The following is a 2,170-nucleotide window of genomic DNA, read 5'->3' as shown; positions in this document are numbered from 1 at the left end:
GGTGTCCCGCGTGGGCAGCTCGGCCCAGACCAAGGTCATCAAAGGCCAGTCCGGCGGTATCCGTACCGACTTGGCCCAGTACCGTGAATTGGCTGCGTTTGCGCAGTTCGCTTCCGATTTGGACGAGTCCACCCGCAAGCAGCTCGACCGTGGTGCCCGCGTGACCGAGTTGCTCAAGCAAGCCCAGTACAGCCCCTTGTCGATCAGCCTGATGGGTGCAAGCCTGTTTGCTGTGAACAAAGGCTTCATGGACGACATTGACGTTAAGAAGGTCTTGGCCTTTGAGCACGGCTTGCACGCTTACCTGAAAGATTCGTGCGCTGCTTTGCTGGCCAAGATCGAAAGCTCCAAAGCATTGGACAAAGAGGCAGAAGCCGAATTGAACACTGCCGTGGCCGCTTTCAAGAAAAGCTTTGCTTAATTTCTACCTGATCAAAAGGAGCCACTGATGGCATCGGGCAAGGAACTACGCACCAAGATCAAATCGGTGGAAAACACCAAGAAGATCACCAAGGCCATGGAGATGATTTCAGTCTCCAAAATGCGCAAAGCGCAGGAGCGTATGCGCATGGCCCGGCCTTACAGCGAGAAGATTCGCAACATTGCGACCCATCTTGGACAGGCCAACCCTGAATACGTGCACGCTTTCATGAAGCCAAACGACGGCAAGTCGGTGGGTTACATTGTGGTGACCACGGACAAAGGTTTGTGCGGTGGCTTGAACACCAACCTGCTGCGTGCCCTGACGGGCAAACTGCGGGAAACGCAGGCAGAAGGCAAGACGCCTTTGGCGGTCGCCATTGGTGGCAAGGGTTTGGGTTTCCTGAACCGTGTCAATGCCAAAGTGGTGTCACATGTGACGCACCTCGGCGACAAGCCCCATCTGGACAAGCTGATTGGCCCCGTCAAGGTGTTGCTCGATGCCTATGCGGCTGGTGAAGTGAGCGCTGTTTACCTGTGCTACAACAAGTTTGTCAGCACCATGGCGCAAGTGCCCACCATCGACCAGTTGCTGCCTTTGTCTTCAGCCAAAATGGCCGAAGAAACTAAAAATGCTGGCAACTCGCACGCATGGGACTACATCTACGAACCCGATGCCCAGTCGGTCATTGACGATTTGTTGATCCGTTATGTTGAAGCCTTGGCCTACCAGGCCGTGGCTGAAAACATGGCATCAGAGCATGCAGCACGGATGGTGGCCATGAAGGCCGCCACGGACAACGCTGGCAATGTGATTGGTGAGCTCAAGCTCGTCTACAACAAGACCCGTCAAGCCGCCATCACCAAAGAACTGTCGGAAATCGTCTCTGGCGCAGCCGCGATCAGCGGTTGATTCCCAGTTCAGCAAATTCAAATTATTTGGAGCGAAAAATGCAAGCCCAAGGAAAAATTGTTCAGTGTATTGGTGCCGTGGTGGACGTGGAATTTCCACGCAACCAAATGCCCAAAATTTATGATGCGCTCAAAATGGAAGGCTCCGCGCTGACCCTGGAAGTGCAGCAGCAACTCGGCGACGGCATCGTGCGCACCATTGCGCTCGGCTCTTCCGATGGTCTGCGCCGTGGTTTGATCGTGTCCAACACCGGCAATCCCATCACCGTGCCCGTAGGCAAAGCCACACTGGGCCGCATCATGGACGTGCTTGGCGCGCCCATCGACGAGCGTGGGCCTGTGAGCCAAGAGCTGACGGCTTCGATTCATCGCAAAGCGCCCGCTTACGATGAACTGAGCCCTTCGCAAGAACTGCTGGAAACCGGCATCAAAGTGATCGACTTGGTCTGCCCCTTCGCCAAAGGCGGTAAGGTCGGTTTGTTCGGTGGCGCCGGTGTGGGCAAGACCGTGAACATGATGGAACTCATCAACAACATCGCCAAGGCGCACAGCGGCTTGTCGGTGTTCGCTGGTGTGGGTGAGCGTACCCGTGAAGGCAACGACTTCTACCACGAGATGGCCGACTCCGGCGTGGTGAACCTCGAGAACCTGCCTGAGTCCAAAGTGGCCATGGTGTACGGTCAGATGAATGAGCCACCAGGCAACCGTTTGCGTGTCGCCTTGACCGGTCTGACCATTGCTGAATCCTTCCGTGACGAAGGCAAAGACGTGTTGTTCTTCGTGGACAACATCTACCGCTACACCTTGGCCGGTACCGAAGTGTCCGCCTTGTTGGGCC

The 2,170-nt window shown here is 55.8% G+C and carries 1 protein-coding gene and 2 pseudogenes; all 3 read left to right on the top strand.

Features of this window, described 5'->3' with window-relative positions; translation table 11 throughout:
- Window positions 1–421: pseudogene (locus Q0341_RS06915) on the top strand (F0F1 ATP synthase subunit alpha); the annotation flags it as partial.
- A gap of 27 nt (window positions 422–448) precedes the next feature.
- Entirely contained in the window at window positions 449–1,333 is an 885-nt protein-coding gene (atpG, locus tag Q0341_RS06910; protein WP_299511479.1) for a F0F1 ATP synthase subunit gamma, read from the top strand.
- A 38-nt stretch (window positions 1,334–1,371) separates the two neighbouring features.
- Window positions 1,372–2,170, top strand: a pseudogene (locus Q0341_RS06905) (F0F1 ATP synthase subunit beta); the annotation flags it as partial.

The sequence above is a fragment of the uncultured Limnohabitans sp. genome (assembly GCF_937889215.1).
Lineage (GTDB): Bacteria > Pseudomonadota > Gammaproteobacteria > Burkholderiales > Burkholderiaceae_C > Limnohabitans_A.
The sequence above is the reverse complement of the archived record's forward strand: the minus strand, read 5'-3'. Positions and strand labels throughout refer to the sequence as shown.